Origin of the sequence: Pseudomonas sp. SWRI81, assembly GCF_014268545.1 — a bacterium.
GTDB classification, from domain to species: Bacteria; Pseudomonadota; Gammaproteobacteria; order Pseudomonadales; family Pseudomonadaceae; genus Aquipseudomonas; species Aquipseudomonas hamedanensis.
Window position 1 is genome coordinate 143459 of record NZ_JABWQS010000003.1, and the last position, 26934, is coordinate 170392.

Genomic DNA, 26934 nt, shown 5'->3' on the forward strand with positions numbered 1-26934 from the left:
GACAAATGTGGGAGCGAGCCTGCTCGCGAAAGCGATCGAACTGTCGCAATAAATTTCAGGCCTGCAGGATATACGTCCTCACCCGCCCCTGAGCAAAACCCTTACACAATTTCACACAGCAGCTACAAAGCTTCACCGCTAACCTCCTCGTCTGGCCGTAGGATGCGGCCATCAATATTGGGGGTTGTACATGTCGAAGAAACTGCTGGCCGGGCTCGGCCTGATCGCAATGGCGTTGTCGCTGGGCGCCTGTGATTCATCCTCGAACGCCGAACAACAGACGCCGCCAGCGACCGTGCGCATCGAGACCCTCCAGGCCCGCCCCCTGTCCATCAGCAGCGAACTGAGCGGGCGCATCGCCGCGCCACGGATCGCCGAAGTGCGCGCGAGGGTCGCCGGCGTGGTTCTGCAACGCACCTTCCGTGAAGGCAGCGACGTCAAACAGGGCGACGTGCTGTTTCGCATCGACCCGGCACCGTTCAAGGCCGACCTCGATAGCGCCGAAGCAGCGCTGCGCAAAGCCGAGGCCAACGCCTTCCAGGCAAAATTGCAGGAGCAGCGCTATGCGCAGTTGATCGACGACAAGGCCATCAGTGCTCAGGATTACGACAACGCACGGGCCAATGCGCGGCAGACCGCCGCCGACGTCTCTGCCAGCAAAGCCGCTGTGACACGGGCGAAGCTCAATCTGGGTTATGCCACTGTGACCGCGCCGATATCCGGCCGAATCGGTCGCGCGCTGGTCACCGAAGGGGCACTGGTCGGGCAGAACGAAACCACGCCCCTGGCACTGATCCAGCAGCTCGACCCGATCCATGCCGACCTCACCCAGTCGACCCGCGAACTCAACGAGCTACGCCGCGCATTCCGCTCCGGACAGTTGCAGGAAGTCGGCCGGGATCAGGTCAAAGCCACGCTGATTCAGGATGACGGCAGCCTCTACCCGCTACCGGGCAAATTGCTATTCAGCGACATCACGGTCGATCCGGGCACCGGGCAGATCATTCTGCGCAGCGAATTCCCCAATCCGGATCTCGACCTGTTGCCGGGCAGTTTCATCCGTGTGCGTCTCGAGCAGGCAACCATCCAGAACGGCATCACCGTGCCGCAACGGGCCGTACAGCGTGACAGCGCCGGCGTTGCCCAGGTGCTGACGGTTGATGAGCAATTGCGTGTGGCGCTGCAACCGGTGCAACTGGGCGCGGTGCAGAACAATCGCTGGATTGTTACCGGCGGCCTCAAGCCCGGCGACCGCATCATCACCGAAGGCCTGCAACATGCCCGTCCCGGCGAAAAAGTGCAGATCGACGAAACCCCTCTTCCACTCGCCCAGACTTCTGGTCAGTAAGCAGGACGCTTTTTTATGCCGCAGTTCTTTATCGACCGCCCGGTGTTCGCCTGGGTTGTCGCGTTGTTCATCCTGTTGGCCGGTGCGCTGGCCATCCCGCAGTTGCCGGTGGCGCAGTACCCCGATGTCGCGCCGCCGCAGATTGAAATTTATGCCGTGTACCCGGGCGCGTCGGCGCAGACCGTCGATGAAAGCGTGGTCAGCCTGATCGAGGAAGAACTCAACGGCGCTGATCACCTGTTGTACTTCGAATCGCAGAGCAGCCTCGGCAGCGCGACGATCAAAGCGACGTTCCAGCCCGGCACCAACCCGGAACTGGCGCAGGTCGATGTGCAAAACCGTCTCAAGGTGGTCGAGTCACGCCTGCCACAAGCGGTCAATCAGCAAGGCTTGCAGGTCGAGAAAGTCTCGTCCGGCTTCCTGTTGCTGATCACCCTGACCTCCAGCGACGGCAAGCTCGATGACGTCGCGCTCAGCGATTATCTGGCGCGTAACGTGATGAACGAGATCAAGCGTCTCGATGGCGTCGGCAAGGCGCAGTTGTATGGCGCCGAACGGGCCATGCGCATCTGGATCGATCCGCAGAAACTGATTGCCTTCAACCTGACCCCAGCTGACGTCAACGAAGCCATCGTTGCGCAGAACGCTCAGGTCTCGGCGGGCAGCATCGGCGATCTGCCGTCGCCCTCGTCGCAGGAAATCACCGCGACGATTCTGGTCAAGGGCCAGTTGTCGACGCCGCAAGAGTTCGCCGACATCGTGCTCAAGGCCAATCGCGACGGCTCTACCGTGCGCATCGGCGATGTCGCGCGAGTCGAGATTGGCAGTCAGGAATACCAATTCGGCACCCGTTTGAATGGAAAGCCGTCCACGGCCGTCGGCGTGCAGTTGTCGCCGGGCGCCAATGCGCTGAACACCGCAACGCTGGTGCGGGCAAAAATGGATGAGCTGGCGCGTTACTTCCCGGCAGGCGTGGAATACAAGATCCCGTACGACACCTCACCGTTCGTCAAGGTCTCGATCACCAAAGTGGTTTACACCCTCGGCGAAGCGATGCTGCTGGTGTTCGCGGTGATGTTCCTGTTCCTGCAGAACGTGCGCTATACGCTGATCCCGACGCTGGTGGTGCCGGTGGCGCTGATGGGCACGTTCGCGACCATGCTGGCGCTAGGGTTCTCGATCAACGTGTTGACCATGTTCGGCATGGTGCTGGCCATCGGTATTCTGGTGGACGATGCCATTGTCGTGGTCGAAAACGTCGAGCGCATCATGGCTACCGAAGGCCTGTCGCCCAAGGAAGCCACGCGCAAGGCCATGACGCAGATCACCGGTGCGATCATCGGCATCACGCTGGTGCTGGTCGCGGTGTTTATCCCGATGGCGTTCATGCAAGGTTCGGTCGGGGTGATCTATCAGCAGTTTTCGCTGTCGATGGCGACCTCGATTCTGTTCTCGGCATTCCTCGCCCTGACCTTGACGCCGGCATTGTGCGCGACATTGCTCAAGCCTGTCGCCAAAGGTGAGCATCACGAGAAAACCGGGTTCTTTGGCTGGTTCAACCGGCGTTTCGAGCACCTGACCGATCGCTATCAGGGCTGGGTCGGGTATGCACTGAAACGCACCGGTCGCTACCTGTTGATCTACGTTGTGCTGCTGGTGGGTCTTGGGCTGTGTTTTGCGCGCCTGCCCTCCTCGTTTTTGCCGACGGAAGACCAGGGTTACACCATCACCGATATTCAATTGCCGCCCGGCGCAACCAAAAACCGCACGGTGCAAGTGGCCGAACAGCTTGAAGCGCATAACGCTGGCGAACCGGGCATCAGTGACAGCGTGGTGATTCTCGGTTTCAGCTTCTCCGGCAGCGGGCAGAACGCGGCGCTGGCGTTTTCTACGCTGAAGGATTGGTCGGAACGTGGCAGCGACGATGCCGCGAGTTCGATTGCCGACCGCGCCAACGTCGCCCTGAGCCAGATCAAGGACGCCATGGCCTTCTCAGTGCTGCCGCCACCCGTGGACGGTCTCGGTACGTCGAGTGGTTTCGAGTTTCGCTTACAGGATCGCGGCGGCCTCGGCCACGCGACCTTGATGCAGGCGCGCACGGAACTGCTCGCCGCCGCGCAAAAGAGTCCGGTGTTAATGAATGTGCGTGAAAGCGCACTGGCCGAAGCGCCGCAAGTGCAATTGATCGTCGATCGCAAGCAGGCCAACGCCTTGGGCGTATCGTTCGCCGACATTGGTAACGTGCTGTCCACTGCAGTGGGTTCCAGCTACATCAACGACTTTCCCAATCAGGGCCGCATGCAGCGCGTGGTGGTGCAGGCTGAGGGCGACCAGCGCAGTCAGGTCGATGACTTGCTGAAAATGCACGTGCGCAACAACGCCGGGAACATGGTGCCGCTGTCGGCATTTGTCCAGGCCAACTGGATTCAAGGCCCGGCGCAGTTGACCCGATACAACGGCTACCCGGCGATTGCAATCTCCGGCGAACCGTCTGCGGGGTACAGCACTGGTGAGGCCATGGCGGAAATCGAACGTCTGGTTGCGCAGGGGCCGACAGGTCTGGGCCAGGAATGGACCGGTTTGTCGTTGCAGGAACGCTTGTCCGGCAACCAGGCGCCGATACTGCTCGGTTTGTCGTTGCTGGTGGTGTTCCTGTGTCTGGCGGCGCTTTATGAGAGCTGGTCAATCCCGACTTCGGTGTTGCTCGTAGTCCCGCTGGGCGTGCTTGGCGCGGTGCTGGCAGTGACGCTGCGCGGGATGCCCAACGATGTGTTCTTCAAGGTTGGCCTGATCACCATCATTGGCCTGTCAGCGAAGAACGCCATCCTGATCATCGAATTCGCCAAGAGCCTGTACGACGAAGGCCACGATCTGATCGACGCGACGTTGCAAGCAGCGCGTTTGCGTCTGCGGCCGATCGTCATGACCTCGCTGGCGTTCATTCTTGGCGTAGTACCGTTGGCCATTGCCACGGGTGCCAGTTCGGCAAGTCAGCAGGCAATCGGCACCGGCGTGATCGGCGGGATGATCACCGCAACATTGGCAGTGATCTTCGTGCCGGTGTTCTTTGTCGTCGTGATGAAGCTCGTGCGGCGATTCACCAAGCATCACTGATCGAACCTGTGGGAGCGAGCCTGCTCGCGAATGCATCCGGTCTGCCAACATTGATGTCGAATCCACCGTCGTCTTCGCGAGCAGGCTCGCTCACACAGGATTTGCATACAGCCAGCATTCTAGTCACACCTCACATCGCTGGGCTAAGGTATCTGAACCGCCCTGGCCCATCGAGTCCCCATGCGCTTCCTAGCCCGCACCCATCCTCGCTTGTCTGCCGCCACACTGTTCGGCCTCGCGACAGGACTTCTGGCGCCCGCCGATTCGATCGTCAGCAAAATCCTCGTCGGCTGGAATGCCGGTGTCTGGGCTTACCTGATCCTGATGTTCTGGCTGACCGTGCGCGCCAAGGCGCCGGACGTCAAACGCATCGCCGAAGTCGAAGATGAAAATGCGGGCCTGGTGCTATTCGTGGTGTGCATCGCCGCGCTGGCGAGCCTGGCTGCCATTACTCTCGAACTGGCCGGCAGCAAGGACCTGGAAAGCTCGCGGAAATTGCTTCACTACGGCTTCACTGCGTTGACCGTTATCGGTTCATGGTTACTGATCGGGGTGATTTTCTGCGTACATTACGCGCGCCTCTACTACACCTGGGACGGCAGGGAACCCGCGCTACGCTTCGCTGAAGGGCTGACCACACCCAATTATTGGGACTTCCTGTACTTCTCGTTCACGATTGGCGTGGCCGTGCAGACTGCAGATGTCGGCGTCGCCACACGGGAGCTGCGCAAAATCGTATTGGCGCAATCCTTGATCGGCTTCGTGTTCAACACCGCAATCCTGGGCTTCTCCATCAATATCGCGGCAGGCTTGCTCGGCTGACCGTTAACCCCGCCCGTCGGCGTCGGGTGGAGGGCAGGCAATCATTCACTTGACGATGGATTTGTTTTTGGTGTTTCCTGAAACCGGTTTCAGTGCCTTCCAGTCACTGACACCCTATAAATCCAATAACAAGGTTTCAGACCGTGAATGATTTTTCCATCGCCCAGCGCAGTCGCGTGACCATGCTTGATGTCGCCGAACGCGCCGGCGTATCCAAGGCGAGCGTTTCGCGCTTCATTGGCGATGACCGCGCCCTGCTCTCCGATGCCATTGCCCTGCGCATCGAACAGGCCATCAGCGAACTCGGCTATCGCCCCAACCAAATGGCCCGCGGCCTGAAACGCGGTCGGACGCGTCTGATCGGCATGTTGGTCGCCGATATCCGTAACCCTTATTCGATTGCAGTGATGCACGGCGTGGAAACCGCCTGCCGTGCGCACGGTTACAGCCTGGTAGTGTGCAATACCGACCGCGATGATGAACAGGAGCGCCAGCATCTGGCGCTGTTGCGCTCCTACAACATCGAAGGGCTGATCGTGAACACGCTGGGCCATCACCGTGACGAGTTACACGCGTTGCGCCGCGAGATGCCGATGGTGCTGGTGGATCGCAAAGTCGATGGGCTCGACAGCGACATGGTCGGGCTGAACAACCCGCAAGCGATTGAAATGGCACTCACACACCTTGAGCAGCGCGGATATCGCGATCTATTGCTGGTCACCGAACCGTTCGACGGCACCAGTTCGCGGATTGAGCGGGTCAGCAGTTTTCAGGCGCAGGTTGCGCAGCGCTCGGGGTTAACCGGTGAAGTTATTGAAACCGGTGATGATCTTGAAAGCCAACTTCAGACGTTTATGAACCGAACCGATGCAGGGCCGAAAGCGCTGTTTTGCGCCAACGGCGTAGCGGCGCTGGAGGCGACTCGTGTGTTGCGCGCGCTCGGTGTGCGCCTGTTTGAGGATGTCGGACTGATCGCGCTGGATGATCTGGACTGGTATCCCTTGGTGGGCAGCGGGATTACTGCTCTTGCGCAACCGACCCAGGAAATTGGCGCGCGGGCGTTTGAGTGTCTGCTTAGGCGTTTGCGCGGCGATGATGAGGTGGCGCGGGTGGTGGATTTTGCGCCGGTGCTGGTTGAGCGGGGCTCGACCCTTGGGGTCCGTGGCGCTTGAAATGACGCCATCGCGAGCAGGCTCACTCCTACAATTTGAAATGCCTTCCAATGTAGGAGTGAGCCTGCTCGCGATAAGGCCCAAAAGAACAACACAAAACATCAGATATTTTTTTGAACAAAAATGAAACCGGTTTCAGAGGTCAATAACAATGAATAAACCCGCCGTTTCCATCAGTCTGTCCAGCTACGGCGCCGAGCTTGTGCGCCAGCGTGGGCAAGATTCTTTCATCGATATTCTGGCCGCGGCCGGCGCCAATCGCATCGAGTGGCGCGAAGAACTGCTGACCCGCGAAGATCCTGCGCAGTTGGCCCAGGCCACTCAGGCGCAGGGTTTGCAAAGCATCTATTCCTCGCCCACCGAACTGTGGCTCGCCGGCCAGGCGCAGCCGAATCCCGAATTGATCACTGCGCTGCAGCAGGCCCAGGCGTTCGGTTCGAAATGGCTGAAAGTATCGCTCGGCTATTTCACTGATAACTCTGATTTGCACGCATTGGCCGAGCGGCTCAAACACAGCCCCGTGCAACTGCTGGTAGAGAACGATCAGACCTTGCAGGGCGGGCGCATCGAGCCGTTTCAGCGCTTCTTCGACGCCGTCGAGCAGCACAATCTGCCGATCAAAATGACCTTCGATATTGGCAACTGGCACTGGCAGGACCAGTCCGCCGCCAGCGCCGCCCGCGCGCTCGGCCGTCACGTGGGTTATGTGCATTGCAAAGCAGTGGCCCGTCGCGCCGACGGCAAACTGGTCGCCGTACCGCCGGCCATCAGCGACCTGCATCTGTGGGAACAACTGCTAAGGCACATGGACCAAGGCGTTATGCGCGCCGCCGAATATCCACTGCAGGGCGATGATCTGGTGCAACTGACCCGCGAACACGTCGCCGCCCTCGCCCGCCTCGGTCAATCGCGCCTGGAGCCTGCCCATGTCTGAGATCGATATTCTCTCGTTCGGCGAAACCATGGCGATGCTGGTCGCCGAGCAGACCGGCGATCTGGCCGCGGTCGAGCTTTTTCGCAAGCGCATCGCCGGGGCCGACAGCAATGTCGCGATCGGGCTGTCGCGCCTGGGTTTTAACGTGGCGTGGCTGAGCCGGGTCGGCAACGATTCGCTCGGACGTTTTGTGGTCGAGACGTTGGTTAACGAAGGACTCGATTGCAGTCACGTCGACATCGATAAACAGCATCCGACCGGTTTCCAGTTCAAGTCCCGCAACGACGATGGCAGCGACCCGCAGGTCGAGTATTTCCGTCGCGGTTCGGCAGCCAGTCATCTGTCGCCGAAATCGATCGAACCATCGCTGCTTAACGCCCGCCATCTGCACGCCACGGGGATTCCGCCCGCGCTGTCGGCGTCGGCACGGGAAATGTCGTTTGAACTGATGACTCGGATGCGCAACGCCGGGCGCAGCGTGTCGTTCGACCCCAATCTGCGCCCGAGCCTGTGGGCCAGTGAAGGCGAGATGATCCGCGAGATCAACCGTCTCGCCGCCCTCGCTCACTGGGTACTGCCGGGATTGAGTGAAGGTCGTTTGCTCACCGGTTTCGACGACCCGGCGGACATTGCCGCGTTTTATCTGGACCAGGGCGCCGAGGCGGTGGCGATCAAGCTCGGGCCGGAGGGCGCCTATTACCGCACGCATCTGGATCAGGGCTTTGTCGCGGGTGTGCCGGTGACCAACGTCGTCGATACGGTGGGCGCCGGTGACGGCTTCGCGGTGGGGATGATCAGCGCCCTGCTGGAACACCAGAGCTTTGCCGAGGCGGTGCAGCGTGCCAACTGGATTGGCAGTCGCGCGGTGCAGAGTCGCGGAGATATGGAAGGGTTGCCGACCCGGGCGGAACTCCTCGTTGAATTCAAAGGCGCCGATCGCGAGCAGGCTCACTCCTACAAGGGAACGCATTTCAAATGTAGGAGTGAGCCTGCTCGCGATGGGGCCGTCACAGACAACTGATTAATTGAACCTGCTGCGACAAAAACAACAAGCTCAGGAGTCACACCATGAAAACCGCAACCCTTGCCACCCGCCGCTGGTGGTACATCATGCCCATTGTGTTCATCACCTACAGCCTGGCGTATCTGGATCGCGCCAATTACGGTTTTGCCGCCGCGTCCGGCATGGCCGAAGACCTGATGATCACTCCGGGCCTGTCCTCGTTGCTCGGCGCGCTGTTCTTTCTCGGCTACTTTTTCTTTCAGGTGCCGGGCGCGATCTACGCGCAAAAGCACAGCGTGAAGAAGCTGATTTTCGTCAGCCTGATTCTCTGGGGCGGTCTCGCCACGTTGACCGGCGTGGTGTCCAACGCCTATTGGCTGATCGTCATCCGCTTCATGCTCGGCGTGGTCGAAGCGGCGGTGATGCCGGCCATGCTGGTCTACCTGTGTCATTGGTTTACCCGCGCCGAACGCTCGCGCGCCAACACCTTTCTGATTCTCGGCAACCCAGTGACCATGCTGTGGATGTCGGTGGTTTCGGGGTATCTGGTCCAGCATTTCAGCTGGCGCTGGATGTTCATCATCGAAGGCTTGCCAGCGGTATTCTGGGCGTTTATCTGGTGGCGTCTGGCCGATGATCGTCCAGCCCAGGCCAAGTGGCTCAATGAGCAGGAAAAACACGACCTGGAAAGCGCCCTTGCCGCTGAGCAGGTCGGAATCAAAGCGGTGAAGAATTACGCCGAGGCGTTCCGTTCGCCGAAGGTGATCATTCTGGCCCTGCAGTTTTTCTGCTGGAGCATCGGCGTTTACGGTTTCGTCCTGTGGCTGCCGTCGATCCTTAAAGCCGGCGCGCAAATGGACATGATCGAGGCCGGCTGGCTGTCGGCGCTGCCGTATCTGGCGGCGGTGATCGGCATGCTCGCGATATCGTGGGGTTCGGACAAATTGCAGAAGCGTAAGCGCTTCGTCTGGCCGCCGCTGCTGATCGCTTCAATCGCGTTTTACGGTTCTTACGCACTCGGCGCCGAACACTTCTGGTGGTCGTACACGCTGCTGGTGATCGCTGGCGCCTGCATGTACGCGCCGTACGGGCCGTTCTTTGCCATCGTCCCGGAAATCCTGCCGGCCAACGTCGCCGGCGGCGCGATGGCGCTGATCAACAGCATGGGCGCGCTCGGCTCTTTCGGCGGTTCATATCTGGTCGGCTACCTGAACAGCTCCACCGGTTCGCCTGGCGCGTCGTATCTGTTGATGAGCGGCGCGTTATTGCTGTCGGTGGTGCTGACGATTTTTCTCAAGCCCGGCGCCAGTGATCGCGTCGTCGCCAAAGCCGTCGCCACGCCGCGCGTGCCGGCGCACTCCTGAAGGGATTTGCCATGAAAAAACACATCGTGCTGTACAAGAAACTTTCACCAGCGCTGATGGCGCGGCTGCAAGAGCAGTTTGACGTGACGCTGATCGAAAGCCTCGACGCCGACGGCCTCATGCAACTGCGCGATGCCCTGCCCCGCGCCCACGGTTTGCTCGGCGCCAGCCTGAAACTCGATGCGGCGCTGCTGGATCTGGCGCCGCAACTGGAGGCGATTGCCAGCGTCTCGGTAGGTGTCGACAACTACGACATCGATTACCTGAGCCGACGCAACGTCCTGCTCACCAATACTCCTGATGTGCTCACCGAAACTACCGCCGACACTGGTTTTGCGCTGATCCTCGCCACGGCGCGGCGTGTGGTCGAACTGGCCAACATGGTGCGTGGCGGGCAATGGAGTCGCAACATCGGCCCGGCGCATTTCGGCACCGATGTGCACGGCAAGACGCTGGGCATCATCGGCATGGGCCGCATCGGCGAGGCCTTGGCTCAGCGTGGACATTTCGGTTTCGGCATGCCGGTGATCTACCACAGCCAGTCGCGCAAACCGGCGGTCGAGGAACGTTTCGACGCGCAATATCGCAGCCTCGATGATTTGCTCAAGCAGGCCGATTTCATTTGCCTGACCTTGCCATTGACGGCGCAGACTGAACGACTGATCGGCGCGGAGCAGTTTGCGCTGATGCGACCGGAGAGCATTTTCATCAATATCTCGCGCGGTAAAGTAGTCGATGAAGCGGCGATGATCGATGCCTTGGCCAACAAGCGCATTCGCGCTGCGGGGCTGGATGTGTTTGAGCGCGAGCCGTTGAACCATGACTCGCCGTTGTTGCAGTTGAGTAATGTGGTGGCGACGCCGCACATGGGTTCGGCGACCCATGAGACGCGTGAGGCGATGGCGCGGTGTGCGGTGGAGAATCTGTTGGCGGCGTTGGGTGGGCAGCGGCCGGCGAATCTGGTGAATCCCACCGCTTGGCAGGGCTGAGACTTTCGGCGTCTGCTAAACCGCCTTCGCGAGCAGGCTCGCTCCCACATTGGAATGCCGTCGCTTGTGGGAGCAAGCCCGCTCCCACCTTGGAATGCGGTCACCTGTGGAAACAAGCCTGCTCCCACATTGGAATGCCGTCACCTGTGGGAGCGGGCTTGCTCGCGAAGGGGCCGGATCAAACAATACAAATTTTTCAGGCACTACGCGCTTGCAACAGCTGCACCGCGCACAACGCAATCCTCGCGCAGGCATCCGCCAGTTTGACCCGATCCACCACCAGCCCGATCCGAATGTGCCCCGCCGCGCTCGGCCCGAATGCTTCGCCGGCAAGCACCGACACGCCATAGCCCTCCAGCAACTGCTCGGCAAACGCCTGCGCGCCGAGGCCGGTCTGGCGTACATCGACCATGACGAACATGCCGCCATCCGGACGAATCGGCCGCAGCCCCGGGCAATCGCGCAAACGGTCGCAGACGAGATCCCGGCGCAAGCGGTACTCCTCACGCATCTGCGCCACCTCGGGCAAGTCACTCTCCAAGGCAACCTGCGCAGCCTTCTGCACAAAGTCGGGCAGACCGAACAGCATGCTCAGTGACAGGTTCACCAAATGCTCAGCCAACGGTTTCGGCCCGATCATCCAGCCGATGCGCCAACCGGTCATCGCATGGGATTTCGACAGGCTGTTGATCGTCGCCGTGCGTTCGGCCATGCCCGGCAGGCTCGCCGGGCTGATGTGTCGGCCTTCATATAAAAGCTCGCTGTAGACCTCGTCGCTGATCAGCCACAAATCGTGACGAATACACAGTGCCGCCAGTGCCTGCCAGATCGGCAGTGACAGACTTGCGCCACTTGGATTGTTCGGACTGTTGAGCAACAGGGCGCGGGTCTTCGAGGTGATTCGCGCAGCGACATCGACAGGGTCGACGCGAAAAGCGTTTTCCGGCCGCACCGGCACCGCAATCACCGTGGCGCCGCAAGCGCCGAACACGCCCTCGTAAGTGACGTACATCGGTTCGGCGACGATCACTTCGTCGCCCGGATCGAGCAGACACTGCGCCACCGAATACACCGCGCATTGCGCGCCGGGCAGGACAATCACCTGGTCCGGATCAACGCGCTGACCGCTGCGCTGGCAATGGCGCTCGGCAATCAGCCTGCGCAGCTCGAGCCGGCCACGAATGTCGGCATAGTGCGTATCGCCGGCCAACAGGCTGTCGATGGCGCCATGCACAATCGGCAACGGCGTGCCGAAATCCGGATCGCCCACGCTGAGCAACAAAACGTCGACGCCCTCGGCGCGCAGTTCCAGCGCTCGGTCGTGAATCTGCCAGGCCGCGGCACCCTTCCCGGCGATTCGTTGGGTCAAGGCTGAATAGCGCATGTACGTCTCCTGATTGCGCGGTTTCCAGCCTTCACCGTATCTCAAATCACGAAACGCGCCACCATGGCGTTCAAATCCACCGCCAGTCGCGACAGCTCGTGGGTCGCGGCGCTGGTCTGGTTGGCGCCGGCTGCGGATTGCGTGGCGAGGTCGCGGATGTTGACCAGGTTGCGATCGACTTCCCGCGACACTTGCGCCTGTTCTTCCGACGCGCTGGCAATGACCAGGTTGCGTTCGTTGATCAGGTGGATCGAATGAGTGATTTGCTCCAGCGCCACACCGGCAGCGCGGGCCATTTCCAGAGTGGACTGGGTGCGCTGGTTGCTTTGCTGCATCGACGAAACCGCTTCGCCGGTGCCGTTCTGAATGCCGGCAACCATTTTCTCGATTTCCTGGGTCGATTGCGCAGTGCGATGGGCCAGGGCCCGCACTTCGTCGGCGACCACGGCGAAACCACGCCCGGCCTCACCCGCGCGGGCAGCTTCGATGGCGGCGTTGAGCGCCAGCAGGTTGGTCTGTTCGGCGATGGCGCGAATCACGTCCAGGACCTTGCCGATGTCACGACCTTGCGCGGCGAGGCCTTCGATCATTTGCGCGGTGTTTTGCACGTCGTGGGTCATGGTCTGGATCGCGTCGACGGTTTTCACCACTTGGTCGCGGCCTTCGCGGGCGGCTTGAGTCGACTGGTTCGACGCTTCGGAAGTGGACACGGCATTGCGTGCGACTTCCTCGACGGCGGCGGTCATCTCGTTGACGGCCGTGGCGGCTTGTTCGATTTCATTGTTCTGTTGCTGCAGGCCGCGCGAGGCTTCTTCGGTGACAGCGCTGAGCTCTTCGGCGGCGGCGCCCAGTTGTGTAGCTGAACCGGCAATCTGTTCGATGGTTTTACGCAAATTGGTTTGCATCGCGGCCAAGGCTTCCAGCAGACGCGCCGGTTCGTCCTTGCCGTCGATCTCGATGGCTTTGCTCAGGTCGCCGCCGGCAATGGTTTGCGCGGCCTGCACGGCGCGGTTAAGCGGTGTGACGATGCTGCGGGTCAGTAACCAGGCGAGCAACACCGTAGCCAGCGCCGCTATCACGGCAACGATGATGATCCCGGTGATGGCGCTGTCATAGTTTTCACCGGCTTGAGTGGCCGCCGCTCTGGCCCCGGCCGTGTTCATGCCGATCAGCTTGTTGAGCTGCTCGCCCATCTGATCGGTGCCTTCCTTTATTCGCGTGTTGATCAACGCACGCAGCGCTTCGAGATCGCCCTGGCGCGACAGCTCAAGCATCTGGTTCTGCGCTTGCAGGTAATTGTCGAGCGTGGTCGAAAATGTCTGGAAGACCGCGCGCTCTTCAGGACCTGCCGGCAACGCAGCGTAGCTGGCCTGAGCTTTGCGCACCTTGTCGACCAGCACAGCGATGCGGGTCTGCGCCTCTTGCAGGCTGGCCGGTTCGCGATTGACCAGCACTCGGAACGAGAGAATGCGCATGCGCAGGACGTTTTCCGTGACCACGCTGAGGTGGGTCACGCTTGGCAACTGGTTGGTGTCCATGTCGATCGACGCCTGACGAATGACCGTCATGCGACTGACGGCGAACACGCCGAGGACAATCACCAGCAAGGCGATAAAGGCAAAACCGAGGAACGCACGGGGCGCGATATTCAGATTACGCAGGGACATGGTCGGACTCTCGAAAGAAAGAAACTACGAGCGTCCATGCCATGATCACTGGCCCCTGGGCGGGCGGCAGTCCGGCGTCACTGTTATGCGAATTTTGTGTGCGCCTGATCGTTGTATCGGCCAGGCTTGAGGAAGGTTTCGGGTTCGTCGCAAATATTTTCGTAGAAGGCTCGCGGATCAGCGCTTGACGGCGAGCTGCCAGACCCGGGCGATGTCGGTGGCGCGTTCACGTAGCAGACGCGGGGCTTCGGCGCAGGCTTGTTCCAGCGTCATCGGTCCGCTGGTCACGGCGAACGCGGCGTCGATGCCGTGTTGGTAGAGCTCCTGATAGCCCTCACCCAAGGTGCCGGCGATGACAATCACCGGCACGGCGTATTGTTTGGCGACCCGCGCGACACCGAACGGCGTCTTGCCGCGCAGGGTCTGCGCATCAAAGCGGCCTTCGCCGGTGATCACCAGATCCGCGCCTTTGACCGCCTCAGCGAGTCCAACCAGTTCCGCCACCACCTCGACACCGGCCTGAAACAGCGCGCCGAGAAACGCCTTCGCGGCAAACCCCAGACCACCCGCCGCGCCGCTGCCCGGCTCATCGCGCACATCCTTGCCCAGCGCCTGCGCGCACAGTTCGGCAAAATGTCCCAGTGCCTGATCGAGTTGCTGAACCTGCGCGGGCGAAGCGCCTTTTTGCGGACCGAAAATCGCCGAGGCGCCGTGTGGGCCGCACAGTGGATTATTCACGTCGGCGGCGATGTCGAAGCGCACGCTGGACAAGCGCGGGTCAAGCTCACTCAAGTCCAGCCGCGCCAGTTGCGCCAGGGCCAGGCCACCGGGGACCAACGGCTGATTCTGCGCATCCAGCAGCTTCGCGCCCAACGCTTGCATCGCCCCGGCACCACCATCGTTGGTGGCGCTGCCGCCAATGGCAAGGATCACCCGCTGCGCGCCAGCGTCCAGCGCCGCGCGAATCAACTCACCGGTGCCAAATGTACTGCTGATACACGCATCACGCTGTCCCGGCGGCACCAACTGCAAGCCGCTGGCTTCGGCCATTTCGATGATTGCGGTGTGATTACCCGGCAACCAGCCCCAGGCCGCGTTGACCGGCGCCCCCAACGGGCCACGCACGCGGGTGCGGCGCAATTGGCCTTCGCACGCGGCGAGAATCGACTCGACCGTGCCTTCCCCGCCGTCGGCCATCGGGCATTTGACCAGCGTCGCGTGCGGCCAGACCTGCGCCAGGCCCAGGGCAATGGCCTCGGCAACGCCTTGGGCACTCAGGCTGTCCTTGAACGAATCGGGGGCGATGACGATCTTCATGCGAATTCTCCGGTTGCATTGGCCTTCATGCTGCCAGTCGGCATGGGCGTTGACGCCTGTCGGCTGCACAAGGGTTAGGGAGGATTGTTGTTCATTTTCACAAAAGCCTTGCGGTGGATGTTCCGGCCCTATCGCGAGCAGGCTCACTCCTATAGGGGGTGCGCATTCCAAATGTAGGAGTGAGCCAGCTCGCGATGGCGTCTTTGAAGACGCCCAATTAACCCGGATCTGTCTGCGGCAACAACTGCACCCCCAGATACAACGCCAACATCCCGTCCAGCTTCAAAGGATTAACCCCACTCAGCTCAGCAATCCGCTCCATGCGATAGCGCAGGCTGTTGCGATGGATGCCCAGCGCCTCGGCACAGGCCTGACTCTGCCCGTCGTGCTCGCACCAGCTACGCAAGGTCGCCAGCAGTTGCCCGTTGCTGTCCCTGGCGATTACCTTGCGCAGTGGTTTGAGCAATTCGTCCAGTGCATCATCGTTGCGATGGCGCCACAACATGACCGGCAACCGATAACGGTTCAGCGTCAACAAACGCGAGTGCGGCAGCACATCACGACCATAAGCGAGCAAGTCGCCGACCCGTCGATAACAGCGGCGCAACCCGGCCAGGCCATCGGCCTGCCCGCCCACCGCAATGCGCAGAATCTTCCAGCCGAGGCCGTCGAGTTTTTCCAGCAGACGGTCATGCTCGACGTGCTGACTCGCCGGCCGGCACCACAGCAGCGATGACTTGGCCGAGCTCACGCACCAGCTGTCCGGGTAACGCGACATCAGCCAGGCACTCAGCGCCTCGACGGTTTGCCCCGGGCCGTGTTCCAGGCCCAGCTCAAACAGATACGGCACCCGCGTCAATTGTGGCTTGAGCCCGAGCTGTTGTGCCTCATCGACCAGACGCGGCGAATCGCCCGCCTCACTCAACAGCAACGCCAAAAGATCATCGCAACGCTGCCGCCGCCATTGCTGCTCGGCCTGCTGATTGCGCTGGCCAACGAGCATTTCGGCGGTCATGCGTACGAGTTCGGCATACGTGCGCAATTGCTCCGGTTCGCCGGTGATGCCAAGCACCCCGATCAAGCGCTGGTCGAGCAACAACGGCAGGTTGATGCCCGGCTGCACACCCTTGAGGTGCACCGCCGTCTGCGCATCGATCTCGACCACCCGGCCGTTCGCCAGCACCAATTGCGCGCCTTCGTGGCGGGTGTTGATGCGCTCCGGTTCGCCGCTGCCGAGGATCAGGCCCTGGCTGTCCATGACGTTGACGTTGTACGGCAAAATGGCCATCGCCCGGTCGACGATGTCCTGAGCGAGGTCGTGATCGAGTTCGAACATGATGGACAGATCCTTGAAAAATACGGCACGCGGTTGTTCACCGGCACAGGGCTTGGCGGCAATCGCTGTGCGCTGGCACAAAGACAATCCGGCCGGAGGTGGCCGAGACTCTCAGGGCGATCAACGTTACCCTTTGCATCGCAAAAAATCATAATAAAGAGAGAGCCGCCATGTCGCAGAGCGCCGCTGCTACCCAGACCATCGACGACGGTAAAAACGCCGTCTACAAACGCATCACCCTGCGTTTGATCCCCTTCATTTTCATCTGCTACCTGTTCAACTACCTCGACCGGGTCAACGTCGGCTTTGCCAAATTGCAGATGCTCGACGCCCTGAAATTCAGCGAAACCGTGTACGGCCTCGGGGCTGGTATTTTCTTCATCGGCTACGTGCTGTGCGGCGTGCCGAGTAACCTGGCCCTGACGAAGTTTGGTCCACGGCGCTGGATTGCGCTGATGATGATCACCTGGGGCACGCTGTCGACCTGCCTGTTGTTCGTCACCACGCCCACCGGGTTCTACACCCTACGCCTGTTTACCGGTGCGGCCGAAGCCGGGTTCTTCCCCGGTGTCGTGCTGTACCTGTCGCAGTGGTTCCCGACCTTCCGCCGTGGGCGGATCATGGCGCTGTTCATGTCGGCGATCCCGGTCTCGGGCTTGCTCGGCAGCCCGTTCTCCGGCTGGATCCTCAATCACTTCGCCGCCGGGCAAGGCGGTCTGGCCGGCTGGCAGTGGATGTTTCTGCTGCAGGGCATTCCGACGGTAATCCTCGGCGCCCTCGCCTATTTCCTGCTCAGCGACAGCTTCGCCAATGCCAAATGGCTGACCGCGCACGAACGCTCGGTACTCGAAGCCGACCATGCCGAAGACCTCGCCAACAAACCGAAAACCGCGACCGACTCGCTGCTCGCGGTGTTCAAGAACCCGGCGATCTGGGCGTTTGGCCTGATCTACTTCTGCATTCAAAGCGGCGTGTACGCGATCAACTTCTGGCTGCCGTCGATCATCAAGAACCTGGGTTTCAGCGATAACCTGGTGATCGGCTGGTTGAGTGCGATCCCGTATTTGCTCGCCGCGGTGTTCATGCTGGTTGTCGGGCGTTCGGCAGACTTGCGCAAGGAACGCCGCTGGCATTTGGTGGTGCCAATGTTGATGGGCGCGATCGGTTTGGTCATCGCGGTGAATTTCGCCGCTAACCCGGCGATTGCGATTCTCGGCTTGACCATTGCGACCATGGGCGCGCTGACGGGTCTGCCGATGTTCTGGCCGGTGCCGACCGCCATGTTGAGCGCAGGGGCTGCGGCCGGTGGCCTGGCGTTGATCAATTCGATGGGGCAGATGGCCGGTTTCCTCAGCCCATACCTGGTGGGTTGGGTCAAGGACAGCACGGGGTCGACGGATGCGGCGTTGTATCTGCTGGCGGCGGTGATTGTCGGTGGGAGTTTGCTGGCGTTACGGATGACGCGGGCGTTGCGGGCTTGAGTTTTTAACAAAATAGGAAAGCGGTCTTCGATCGGACCGCTTTTTATTTCAGGCTAGATCCTGATTGAATGCTCTATCGATCACACGCTTTGCGGGGAAAGGAAAAAATGCTTTTTGTCGTCCTCTCGTTTCACCTAAATGGACACAACGCACCAAGCATTGTAGGTGGATGAACTGGAACGATAAGTAAATTGTCCATCGGTAAGCAAGACGACTCCAGGCAGACCTGTCCAAACCGCACTCGCCCGCGGAGGAGGTATGTATACGCGGTAGACATCCCAGTAAAACGAGGCATAAACGCCATATCCTTGTATCGAATTCATCCATTCTACAGCCTCTGGCGAGGTCACAAGCTGATCATTGATTCGCAATTGATAGACGTTCGATACAGATACTCGATAAGTCACCTCATTGCCTTCCTTGTCTACGACATAAATCGTTGGCGATCCATGTTTAAGCCCCGTCACCTTTCCGCCTCTCTCCGTCACCGATGCGGTCAGCGGCTCAGAGGACAAATAGGTGTAGGGTGGCACCCCTCCAGTGGGCGTTCGCACGGCTGTGTTGCGAAGCGAGTCCTCGCCCGTTTTTGGCCAGCCCGAGATCTTCACAGAATAGCCGTTCAGGATCATGGGCTGTTTGTCGATACTGAACGCCAACCGCTCAATCAACCAAGGCTCGGACTCGAGCTGGCTTCCACTTTTTTCCTTCACTGTATAACGCCGTTGCCCCACGCTAATCGGTATCCAGATGCTTCGCCATTTATAGTCCGCACCCGTTGTGACTTCCCCTATAACAGTAGTTTCCTCGAAAATTTGCAGTACGGCACCGTCCAACGCCGAACCCGACAACATAACTTTGTTATCAGAAACCGTACCTCCATTCTCAAGTTCAACCCCAAACGAGTTCTTCAATGAAGTGATTACCGGTTTCACGATCACCCGTGCCCGCGCAACTTTCGACGTTGCAATAACACCTCCACCACGCACTTGCTCGTACGTCACAGCAACCGTGCTGTCAGCAATCACCTTGGCATTAGGAATCATCAACTTGTGCACGAACGGAAGTCTGCCGACAAGCTCTTCGACAACATGCTCTACCACGGCTCCGGTCCCAGGCGTCGCGCGGTATGTCACCCGGACGGTATCGTTGATTGCCCACCGCGACTCCAGTACATGCACCTGGACGGTCAGGTCTTTGCTGCCCAGTTTATTCAGGTCGATGGTGTCCGGAGCGTCATAAGGGTCATCTGGATCTTCAGCGATATCCGGCGCCGCCATCCGTGTGCCCTTCAGATCAACAACCACCCGAATCGGCGCAGACCACGGCGAATTCAAATCGGGGCTGTTGCCGATCTGGTCATTCACCGTATAGAACAAAGGAAACTGCAGATGATCGCCCGCCGCCTCCAGGTCGGTTTTTTTCAACAGCAAACCAATCCGGGTCGGCACGCTGGTCGGTGCAGCGGGTGCCTCGTCGGGATGAACCTCGCGATATACGTCATGGCCGTTACAACTGAGCTGGATCCGGTCGTAGGCCCGGCAGTAGGGATAGGAAAAATACACCTGCACACCCAGTGCTGCGCGGTCGGCATCGATACCGTCCTGAAGCACATCGCCAGGCAAAACCAACTCCAGTTCGGAGTGCCCTTCATCGCCGTTCTGGTCCTCCATTCCGGGGCGAATGGCGTTGTACAGAATCGTGAAGGGCAGCTCGTAGGTTTCCTCTGCGCCGGTGGTGCGTTTCACTGTGTAAGTGAGTTCATTGACGAAACCCGGCTCGGATCTGAGCAGGTTTTTCGGGATATGCAGGGTCACAGTGTCGTTCGTGGATTGGGCCTGCTGGCTGTCGACCCGCATCTGCCCGTTCACATGGATTGAAAATGTATCCAGCGGCTGCTGCGCCAGAACCGGATGGATAATGACTGTCGCGCCATCGGGCCGCAGATCGTAAAAGGCCTTGGCGATACCGCAATCGGCACCGGCTACTGATGTGTTGCTGTCTGGAAGTTGCGGCGCGTAAAGGTTGATTTCCGCGTCCTCTGGCAACACCTCATCGAAAGTTCGCATGCTCATGACAGCGCTCCTGATTTCAAGAAAGGGCAGGCCTCTTCTACGAGGCCATACCTTAGAATCAGGCCAGAACAAGCGTCGACCCGCCTACTGTCAGATCTGACAGTCCCGACGAATGGCCAACGGCTGCTGAATGCGCTTCTCGACAAAACGGTTGGCCGGTTTCAGCGCTTCTGGTATTTGGTTACCCCTTCCCACCGACAAAAGGATTCGGCATGAGCTATCGCACACTGGGTCACTCAGGCTTGCAGGTGTCCACCCTGACCCTCGGCACGATGATGTTTGGCGAGCAGACCAGCACCGAGGAATCGTTGCGCATCATCGACAAAGCCTGGGATCAGGGCATCAATTTCATCGACACCGCCGACGTCTACACCAATGGCCGCTCCGAAGAGATCGTTGGTGAAGCGATTGCCCGCAATCGGCACGAATGGGTGCTGGCAACCAAGGTTGGTTTTGGTCCGGTGGACGGCGTGCCGAACCGCAGCGGTTTAAGCCGCAAACACATCTTCAACGGTCTGGAGGCCAGCCTGAACCGGCTCGGCACTGACTATGTCGACATCTATTACCTGCACCGCGAAGACCACAACACGCCCCTTGAGGTGAGCGTTTCGGCAATTGGCGACCTGATTCGTCAAGGCAAGATCCGCTACTGGGGCCTGTCGAACTATCGCGGCTGGCGGATTGCCGAGGTGATTCGCATCGCCGACAAACTGGGCGTTGATCGCCCGGTGATCAGCCAGCCGTTGTACAACATCGTCAACCGTCAGGCAGAGGCCGAGCAGATCACCGCGGCCCACAGCTATGGGCTCGGAGTGGTGCCTTACAGCCCGCTGGCCCGTGGAGTGCTCAGCGGCAAGTACGCGCCGGATGTGACGCCAGACGCCAACAGCCGGGCCGGGCGTCAGGACAAACGCATTCTGGAAACCGAATGGAGGGTCGAGTCGTTGCGCATCGCCCAGCAGATCCAGCAGTACACCGAGCAACGGGGTGTCGGCATGGTCGAGTTTGCCATTGCCTGGGTGCTGAACAACGCGGCAGTGACATCGGCAATTGTCGGGCCACGGACCGAAGCGCAGTGGGAGCAATATACCCTGGCGCAGGCAGTCAAAATCACCGCGCAGGATGAAGCGTTTATCGATTCGCTGGTGACGCCGGGCCATGCCTCGACGCCGGGGTTCAACGATGTGAGCCATTTTGTCTCGGGACGTAGAGCGCTTCAGGTTTAAGATTTTCCCTAAGTGTTGAACAGCCGATACAATCGGCTGTTTTTCATTGAATCGAGCGCGATCAGGGAATGAATGGATTGATCGCTCGACACCGGCCAGGGATAAAAAAATGTTCAATCGCCCCGCTGACTTATCCGCAAAGGTTTCGCGCGGGCTGCTGTTGAAAAATCCTGCTGACGAAACGGATCAGCATCCGCCCGCGGCAGCCGTGGCGAGCGCCGCTGTCGGCCATCGCAAATCCTCTATTGAGTACCGTGCGGATATCGACGGATTGCGCGCGATTGCCGTTCTGCTCGTACTGATCTTTCACGGCGGACTTGCCGTTTTTCCGTCCGGATTTATCGGCGTCGACATTTTCTTCGTGATTTCGGGCTACCTGACCACGTCGATCATCATGAAGTCGCTGGAGAATGGCACGTTCAGCTTCACCGGGTTCTACACCCGCCGCATTTGGCGCTTGCAGCCGGCGGTTATTGCGTTGTTGCTGACGACTTTATTGGTCACCACGCTGGTGTACTTGCCGGATGATTTTATCGATTTTCTGAAAAGCGAGAAGTACACCTCGCTACTCATTTCCAACCAATACTTTTCCAAGGTGACAACGGGCTACGCGACCGCTGACGCCGCCAGTCTGCCGTTATTGCACACCTGGTCGCTGGCCATCGAATGGCAGTGGTATCTGGTGCTGCCGCTGGGTATCTGGCTGCTCAATCGTTATGTGGCCAAACATGCGTTCAAGGCTGTGGTTCTGGGCCTGACCCTGACGGCCGTGGCACTGGCGCTGTACCTGTCTCGGGCGTATCCCGACCTTAACTACTATTACTTCACGGCACGCATCTTCGAATTGATGATCGGCTCCTGCGCGGTCATTTTCAGTTCAGACCGATTCAGATTGAACCGTTTGAGCGCATCGCTGATTTGCGCACTGGCGCTCGCGGTGATTGGCTACTGTGCCGTCCAAGACGACATTCTTGCCGGATTCCCCAGCTACCACGCTATCGCGGTCTGCGTCGCGACGGCTGTGTTGTTGTTTCAAGGCATTGGCGATGCCAGCCTCACGTCGCGAATCCTGGCGTTCAAGCCGCTGGTCTTTATCGGCACCCTCTCCTACTCGCTGTATCTGTGGCACTGGCCGATCCTCGCGGTGATGGCTTATCTGGGTATCGCTTTAACGCCGGCAGTGACAGTCATCTACTTCGTGTTGACGTTCGTGATGGGCTACCTGTCCTTTATGCTCATCGAAAACCGCTATCGCAAGGCGCGGGCCGGTTTCGGCAAGACCTTGCTGTTGCTGATGATTGTGCCCGCGATCGGTCTGTCGCTGCTGCACTCGGCTGGCAGGAACCACGAAGGATGGCCGAACCGTTTTGGTGAAGACTCCGTCGCTATGTTCAGTACCTTGAAAGCGTTTGTACCGGCTAATCGTGAAGACTGTCTGGGTGCCAGCGACGGTAGCAATCCCGGCTGCATCATGGGCGCAGCGCAGGCAAAACCGCAGGTATTGCTGATGGGTGATTCCTATTCAAATCACTATTGGGGATTTGTCGAAACACTGGCCAGGGATGCCGGCCTTTCGGTACTGGCGCAGGGTCATCCGGCCTGTCTGGCGCTGCCCGGGATTTATCTCTACAACTGGTACAAGGCCAGGAACGCTCTCTATGAAAAATGCCACGCCGCCGCGCAGCGCTATTACGAGCTTATCGCGAACGGCCAATTTCAATACGTGATCATTGGCCAGTTCTGGGAGGCGTACCTCACCGACTCCATCGTTACCAAACTGGATGACCCGCGCAGCCTCGAACTGTCGCAGCAACGCCTCGGCACAGCGATTCGCGAAGCATTGGCTATCATCGTCAAGAGCGGCGCCACGCCAATCCTGTTGATGAACACCTTCCCGATGCCGACGGGGATTAATGAATGCCTGCTCAAACAGGTGAAACTGCGCGGACTGATGGGCAGCGCCGAGCACAGCCGCTCTTGCGCTTCGGTGCGATGGTCAGGTCTTGAGGATCCCTTTATGGCGACGCTGTTCAGTGAACTGCAGGCCGAGTATCCGAGCCTTGTCGTTATCGACCCGAAAGACGTGCAGTGTCAGGACGGCACGTGCCGGACCACCGTCGATGGCGTGCCGGTCTATCGTGACATCGGCCATGTTTCCGATTACGCGTCGTATAAATTTGGCGAGCTGTACCTTGAGCGCTTTGGCAATCCTCTTAAAGCCAAGCCCTAGCGCGCCATGTTGAAAATAATGAGCATCCGGCCAATATTCAGCACAGAAACCACGTATCCTGCGCGCCCCGTTTGATCTCCTACCCGCGAGGACAGTTTGTCTAAAGGTATCGCTCTATCGGTTTCAGCCTCGGTGCTGTTCGCCGTCATGTATTACTACACTTCGCTGCTCACCCCGTTGAGCGGCGTGGAAATCTTCGGCTGGCGGATGCTGTTGACCGTGCCCTGCATGACCGTGTTCATGCTGGTTTCCGGCGAATGGCGGCGGGTGCTGGAACTGGTCCGGCTGATGGTGGCGAAACCAAAGCGGCTCGCGGGCCTGATCATGTCGTCTGCGCTGCTGGGCGTGCAGTTGTGGCTGTTCATGTGGGCGCCGCTCAATGACTACAGCCTCGACGTGTCGCTCGGCTATTTCCTGCTGCCACTGGCGATGGTGCTGACCGGGCGAATCGCCTACGGCGAAAGCTTGTCGTATCTGCAAAAAGTCGCGGTGTTTCTTGCTTGCCTTGGCGTGTTGAACGAGTTGTATCAGGTCGGCGGTTTCTCTTGGGCGACGCTGCTGGTCGTGGTCGGCTATCCGCTGTATTTCGTGCTGCGTAAACACCTGAACACCGACAACCTGGGCGGCTTGTGGGTGGACATGACGTTGATGCTGCCGGTCGCCTGGTGGTTTGTGCGGGGTGGCGAGCAAGGCCTGGCGGTGTTTGCTGAGTACCCGGGACTGATGTGGCTGATTCCGCTGCTCGGCCTGATCAGCGCGTCGGCGCTGGTGGTGTACATCATTGCCAGCCGCTTATTGCCTTTCAGTCTGTTTGGTCTGTTGAGTTACGTCGAGCCGGTGCTATTGCTGGCGGTAGCGCTGCTGCTAGGCGAGAGCATCAAGCCGGGCGAATGGCTGACGTACATACCGATCTGGCTGGCGGTGGTTGTGTTGGTTTTCGAAGGTTTTAAACACCTGATGCGCCAGCGCCGCCCTTAAAGTCCTGCGCAGTTCAAAATGTGGGGGCGGGCTTGCTCGCGAAGGCGTCCGTTCAGTCAGCCTCATTGTTGAATGGAAGGCCGAATTCGCGAGCAAGCCCGCTCCCACATTTTTTGTTATCTGTGTGAGGCATAAAAAATCCCGGCTCTGCATCGCTGCAGGCCGGGATTTTTCATTTCAGTTGCCGATTACTCGGTGGCAAGCACACCACGACGCACCTGATCGCGCTCGATGGATTCGAACAGGGCCTTGAAGTTGCCCTCGCCGAAACCGTCATCGCCCTTGCGCTGAATGAACTCGAAGAACACTGGCCCCATCAGGGTCTCCGAGAAGATCTGCAGCAGCAGGCGCTTGTCGCCCTGCTCCGACGCACCGTCCAGCAGGATGCCGCGCGATTGCAGTTGATCGACCGGCTCGCCGTGGTTCGGCAGACGCCCTTCGAGCATTTCGTAGTAGGTGTCTGGCGGTGCGGTCATGAAGCGCATGCCGATCTTCTTCAGTTGATCCCAAGTCTTGATCAGGTCGTCGGTCAGGAACGCAACGTGCTGGATGCCCTCGCCGTTGAACTGCATCAGGAACTCTTCGATCTGGCCGGCGCCCTTGGACGATTCTTCGTTCAACGGGATGCGGATCATGCCGTCCGGTGCCGTCATGGCTTTCGAGGTCAGGCCGGTGTATTCGCCTTTGATGTCGAAGTAGCGGATCTCGCGGAAGTTGAACAGCTTCTCGTAGAAGTTCGCCCAATAGGCCATGCGGCCGCGATACACGTTGTGGGTCAGGTGATCGATGATCTTCAGGCCGGCGCCGACCGGGTTGCGGTCAACGCCTTCGATGAACACGAAGTCGATGTCATAGATCGAACTGCCTTCGCCAAAACGGTCGATCAGGTACAACGGCGCGCCGCCAATGCCTTTGATCGCCGGCAGGTTCAGTTCCATCGGACCGGTTTCGATGTGAATCGGCTGCGCGCCGAGTTCCAGTGCGCGGCTGTAGGCCTTTTGCGAATCCTTGACGCGGAACGCCATGCCGCACACTGACGGGCCGTGTTCGGCGGCAAAGTACGAGGCGACGCTGTTGGGTTCGTTGTTGAGGATCAGGTTGATCGCGCCCTGGCGGTACAGGTGCACGTTCTTGGAGCGGTGGGTCGCGACCTTGGTGAAGCCCATGATCTCGAAGATCGGCTCCAGCGTGCCGGGCGTCGGCGATGCGAACTCGATGAACTCAAAGCCCATCAGGCCCATTGGGTTTTCGTATAAATCTGCCATGGTGGCGCCTCATCATTTCTTATCAATTAACCAGGGTTATTTGTCAGTCATGTGAGGTCTGGGGTGGCGCGCAGGAGATGCCACGCACACTGCGGGCGAGGAAGTCACCGTAGATCAGTTGAAACCCGAATATCTTCATTGTCGACCCAAGGCTCTTGCGGGCGAGGCTTCTGCTGCCAGAAGACGATTATTATTGTATGCGTAAACCGATTCTACACAGCGTAACCCGGCTTGTCTGCTGCCTCTATAAAATCCGCTTTTTTGCCATCGGTGCAAGGGTTTTGTTACACAGATAAATGCCCAGCAGAATCAATGTTGCACCCAGATACATGGCGGGGGTCAGTTGCTCGCCGAGCAGTAACGCACCCAGCATTACCGCCGTCAGCGGGTTCAGGGCGATGAAGACGCCGCTGCGCGTCGCGCCGATTTTACGGATGCCATCGTAATAACCGATGTAAGCCAGCGCCGAGCCGAAGACGCCGAGATAGATCAGGCTCAACCATTGCGCAGTGCCAAGCTCGATCAGCGCAGTCCAGCTCAGTTCGCCACGAACGACCGCCAGAACCCACAACATGGCAGTGCCAATAAGGATTGAGTAAGTGACCGTCTGCAGCGGCCCCAGGCTCTGATTGAGGCTGCGGGAACACAGCGAATAAACGCCCCAACCCACCACGCAACCCAATATCAACAGGTCGCCGACCCACGCATCCGCGGTTGCCGCCAGCAACTGCGGGTTGCGACTGACGATGACCAGACTGGCACCGGCGATGCAGAGGACGATGCCGGTGACTTTCACTCGCCCGAGACGCTCCTTGAACAATAGCCAGGAAGCCAGCCCGATCACCGCCGGGTTCAACGCGACAATCAACGAGGCGCGTGAGGCGTTGATGTACTGCAGACCATAAAAGAAGCACAGGTTGTAGAAGAAAATCCCGAACAAGCCCAGAAGACTCAGCTGCGACCACTGCCGTGCCGTCGGCCGCGCCAGTGGAATGCGCGCCAGCCACAGGAAGCCGAGCAACGCGGCACTGGCCAGCAGAAAACGCAGACTGGCGGCGAACATCGGACTGAGACTGCCCGCCAGAAAACGCCCGGCGACAAAGGTCCCGCCCCAGATCATGGTGACGGCCGCCAGCGTCACGTACACCGGCATAGCGGATTCGCCCCGATGGGCTTGCTCAAGGTTACGCATGACACTCCAGACCCATACCGTTAAGGGATGGCATATCATC

19 protein-coding genes are annotated in these 26934 nt (G+C 59.7%); 12 read left to right on the plus strand and 7 right to left on the minus strand.

Going from position 1 to position 26934, the window contains the following annotated elements; all coding sequences use genetic code 11:
• Nucleotides 1–190: 190 nt before the first annotated feature.
• The 8 genes from HU765_RS03250 to HU765_RS03285 all read left to right on the plus strand — a co-directional run bounded on the left by HU765_RS03250 (nt 191) and on the right by HU765_RS03285 (nt 10746).
• A complete protein-coding gene (locus tag HU765_RS03250; RefSeq protein WP_186619021.1) occupies nt 191–1348 on the plus strand; it encodes an efflux RND transporter periplasmic adaptor subunit in 1158 nt (385 codons plus the stop codon).
• Nucleotides 1349–1363: 15 nt separating this feature from the next.
• The gene (locus tag HU765_RS03255; protein WP_186619022.1) at nt 1364–4462 is read left to right on the plus strand and encodes an efflux RND transporter permease subunit; all 3099 of its coding nucleotides are present in this window, start codon (nt 1364–1366) and stop codon (nt 4460–4462) included.
• 180 nt (nt 4463–4642) lie between these two features.
• Complete coding sequence (locus HU765_RS03260) at nt 4643–5284, plus strand: DUF1345 domain-containing protein (RefSeq protein WP_186619023.1); 642 nt, start codon at nt 4643–4645, stop codon at nt 5282–5284.
• Between the two features lie 143 nt (nt 5285–5427).
• Nucleotides 5428–6456, plus strand: a complete 1029-nt coding sequence (locus HU765_RS03265; RefSeq protein WP_186551398.1) for a LacI family DNA-binding transcriptional regulator — start codon at nt 5428–5430, stop codon at nt 6454–6456.
• 151 nt (nt 6457–6607) lie between these two features.
• Complete coding sequence (locus tag HU765_RS03270; protein WP_186619024.1) at nt 6608–7390, plus strand: TIM barrel protein; 783 nt, start codon at nt 6608–6610, stop codon at nt 7388–7390.
• The gene (locus tag HU765_RS03275) at nt 7383–8411 is read left to right on the plus strand and encodes a sugar kinase (protein WP_186619025.1); all 1029 of its coding nucleotides are present in this window, start codon (nt 7383–7385) and stop codon (nt 8409–8411) included. Before HU765_RS03270 ends, HU765_RS03275 begins: the two co-directional genes overlap by 8 nt.
• Before the next feature lie 47 nt (nt 8412–8458).
• Nucleotides 8459–9757: an MFS transporter gene (locus tag HU765_RS03280; RefSeq protein ID WP_186619026.1), complete on the plus strand. Its 1299-nt coding sequence runs from the start codon at nt 8459–8461 to the stop codon at nt 9755–9757.
• Between the two features lie 11 nt (nt 9758–9768).
• A complete protein-coding gene (locus HU765_RS03285; RefSeq protein WP_186619027.1) occupies nt 9769–10746 on the plus strand; it encodes a D-glycerate dehydrogenase in 978 nt (325 codons plus the stop codon).
• Between the two features lie 196 nt (nt 10747–10942).
• On the opposite strand, the gene HU765_RS03290 is transcribed toward HU765_RS03285, so the two are convergent.
• The 4 genes from HU765_RS03290 to HU765_RS03305 form a co-directional block, all read right to left on the minus strand.
• A complete protein-coding gene (locus HU765_RS03290) occupies nt 10943–12130 on the minus strand; it encodes an aminotransferase class I/II-fold pyridoxal phosphate-dependent enzyme (RefSeq protein WP_186619028.1) in 1188 nt (395 codons plus the stop codon).
• Between the two features lie 41 nt (nt 12131–12171).
• Nucleotides 12172–13797 carry a methyl-accepting chemotaxis protein gene (locus HU765_RS03295; RefSeq protein WP_186619029.1) on the minus strand — a complete coding sequence of 542 codons (1626 nt, stop codon included), beginning with the start codon at nt 13795–13797 and terminating at the stop codon, nt 12172–12174.
• Between the two features lie 177 nt (nt 13798–13974).
• Nucleotides 13975–15114 (minus strand): glycerate kinase, encoded by a 1140-nt coding sequence (locus HU765_RS03300; RefSeq protein WP_186619030.1) that lies wholly within the window; start codon nt 15112–15114, stop codon nt 13975–13977.
• Nucleotides 15115–15331: 217 nt separating this feature from the next.
• Entirely contained in the window at nt 15332–16450 is a 1119-nt protein-coding gene (locus HU765_RS03305; protein ID WP_186619031.1) for a sugar diacid recognition domain-containing protein, read from the minus strand.
• A gap of 170 nt (nt 16451–16620) precedes the next feature.
• Between HU765_RS03305 and HU765_RS03310 the strand changes: the two genes are divergently transcribed.
• On the plus strand, nt 16621–17931 hold the full coding sequence (locus HU765_RS03310) for an MFS transporter (RefSeq protein WP_186619032.1): 1311 nt from the start codon (nt 16621–16623) through the stop codon (nt 17929–17931).
• Between the two features lie 134 nt (nt 17932–18065).
• Here HU765_RS03310 and HU765_RS03315 read toward each other — a convergent pair whose 3' ends face one another.
• Nucleotides 18066–20003, minus strand: a complete 1938-nt coding sequence (locus HU765_RS03315) for a hypothetical protein (protein ID WP_238344634.1) — start codon at nt 20001–20003, stop codon at nt 18066–18068.
• A gap of 212 nt (nt 20004–20215) precedes the next feature.
• On the opposite strand from HU765_RS03315, the gene HU765_RS03320 reads away from it, so the two are divergent.
• From HU765_RS03320 to rarD, 3 genes are all read left to right on the plus strand, one after another.
• The gene (locus tag HU765_RS03320; RefSeq protein WP_186619033.1) at nt 20216–21229 is read left to right on the plus strand and encodes an aldo/keto reductase; all 1014 of its coding nucleotides are present in this window, start codon (nt 20216–20218) and stop codon (nt 21227–21229) included.
• Between the two features lie 109 nt (nt 21230–21338).
• Complete coding sequence (locus tag HU765_RS03325; RefSeq protein ID WP_186619034.1) at nt 21339–23459, plus strand: acyltransferase family protein; 2121 nt, start codon at nt 21339–21341, stop codon at nt 23457–23459.
• Between the two features lie 96 nt (nt 23460–23555).
• Entirely contained in the window at nt 23556–24437 is an 882-nt protein-coding gene (rarD, locus tag HU765_RS03330) for an EamA family transporter RarD (RefSeq protein ID WP_186619035.1), read from the plus strand.
• A gap of 188 nt (nt 24438–24625) precedes the next feature.
• Here rarD and hppD read toward each other — a convergent pair whose 3' ends face one another.
• Both hppD and HU765_RS03340 read right to left on the minus strand, forming a co-directional pair.
• Entirely contained in the window at nt 24626–25702 is a 1077-nt protein-coding gene (gene hppD / locus HU765_RS03335) for a 4-hydroxyphenylpyruvate dioxygenase (RefSeq protein ID WP_186529047.1), read from the minus strand.
• A gap of 244 nt (nt 25703–25946) precedes the next feature.
• Nucleotides 25947–26894 (minus strand): DMT family transporter, encoded by a 948-nt coding sequence (locus HU765_RS03340; protein ID WP_186619036.1) that lies wholly within the window; start codon nt 26892–26894, stop codon nt 25947–25949.
• Between the last annotated feature and the right edge of the window lie 40 nt (nt 26895–26934).

Excerpts from the sequence above, each read along its gene's own strand:
- HU765_RS03340 (WP_186619036.1), bottom strand. The coding sequence starts at position 26,894 with ATGCGTAACCTTGAGCAAGCCCATCGGGGCGAATCCGCTATGCCGGTG.
- hppD (WP_186529047.1), bottom strand. The coding sequence starts at position 25,702 with ATGGCAGATTTATACGAAAACCCAATGGGCCTGATGGGCTTTGAGTTC.
- HU765_RS03305 (WP_186619031.1), bottom strand. The coding sequence starts at position 16,450 with ATGTTCGAACTCGATCACGACCTCGCTCAGGACATCGTCGACCGGGCG.
- HU765_RS03280 (WP_186619026.1), top strand. The coding sequence starts at position 8,459 with ATGAAAACCGCAACCCTTGCCACCCGCCGCTGGTGGTACATCATGCCC.
- HU765_RS03325 (WP_186619034.1), top strand. The coding sequence starts at position 21,339 with ATGTTCAATCGCCCCGCTGACTTATCCGCAAAGGTTTCGCGCGGGCTG.
- HU765_RS03290 (WP_186619028.1), bottom strand. The coding sequence starts at position 12,130 with ATGCGCTATTCAGCCTTGACCCAACGAATCGCCGGGAAGGGTGCCGCG.
- HU765_RS03310 (WP_186619032.1), top strand. The coding sequence starts at position 16,621 with ATGTCGCAGAGCGCCGCTGCTACCCAGACCATCGACGACGGTAAAAAC.
- HU765_RS03275 (WP_186619025.1), top strand. The coding sequence starts at position 7,383 with ATGTCTGAGATCGATATTCTCTCGTTCGGCGAAACCATGGCGATGCTG.
- HU765_RS03285 (WP_186619027.1), top strand. The coding sequence starts at position 9,769 with ATGAAAAAACACATCGTGCTGTACAAGAAACTTTCACCAGCGCTGATG.
- HU765_RS03320 (WP_186619033.1), top strand. The coding sequence starts at position 20,216 with ATGAGCTATCGCACACTGGGTCACTCAGGCTTGCAGGTGTCCACCCTG.
- HU765_RS03270 (WP_186619024.1), top strand. The coding sequence starts at position 6,608 with ATGAATAAACCCGCCGTTTCCATCAGTCTGTCCAGCTACGGCGCCGAG.
- HU765_RS03260 (WP_186619023.1), top strand. The coding sequence starts at position 4,643 with ATGCGCTTCCTAGCCCGCACCCATCCTCGCTTGTCTGCCGCCACACTG.
- HU765_RS03315 (WP_238344634.1), bottom strand. The coding sequence starts at position 20,003 with ATGAGCATGCGAACTTTCGATGAGGTGTTGCCAGAGGACGCGGAAATC.
- HU765_RS03295 (WP_186619029.1), bottom strand. The coding sequence starts at position 13,797 with ATGTCCCTGCGTAATCTGAATATCGCGCCCCGTGCGTTCCTCGGTTTT.
- HU765_RS03250 (WP_186619021.1), top strand. The coding sequence starts at position 191 with ATGTCGAAGAAACTGCTGGCCGGGCTCGGCCTGATCGCAATGGCGTTG.
- HU765_RS03255 (WP_186619022.1), top strand. The coding sequence starts at position 1,364 with ATGCCGCAGTTCTTTATCGACCGCCCGGTGTTCGCCTGGGTTGTCGCG.
- HU765_RS03300 (WP_186619030.1), bottom strand. The coding sequence starts at position 15,114 with ATGAAGATCGTCATCGCCCCCGATTCGTTCAAGGACAGCCTGAGTGCC.